The 352-nt window shown below is 62.8% G+C and carries 1 protein-coding gene; it reads right to left on the minus strand.

The window, feature by feature from the left end; genetic code table 11:
• The coding region (locus E6C48_RS22380) for an ATP-binding protein (protein WP_136360404.1) at positions 1 to 352 on the minus strand (352 nt) is incomplete at both ends.

Consider the following 352-nt stretch of genomic DNA (forward strand, 5'->3'; position numbering starts at 1 on the left):
TGGTGCGCTCGTAGAGCGTGCTCAGTAGATGGAACAACAGCGCCCCGCCTGACGCGCTGAAGGGCAGATATCCGAGTTCATCGAGGATGACGAGATCGGAATGGGCGAGCCGGTTGGCGATCTGGCCGGCCTTGCCTTGGGCCTTCTCCTGCTCGAGCGTGTTGACAAGCTCGACGGTGGAGAAGAAGCGCACACGCTTGCGGTGATGCTCGACCGCCTGCACGCCAAGGGCGGTGGCGACGTGGGTCTTTCCGGTGCCAGGGCCGCCGACAAGCACGACATTGTTGGCATCGCCCATGAACTCGCATCGATGGAGCTGACGCACGAGGGCTTCATTGATCTCGCTGCTGGC

Source organism: Ollibium composti (assembly GCF_004801285.1).
Classification (GTDB): Bacteria; Pseudomonadota; Alphaproteobacteria; order Rhizobiales; family Rhizobiaceae; genus Mesorhizobium; species Mesorhizobium composti.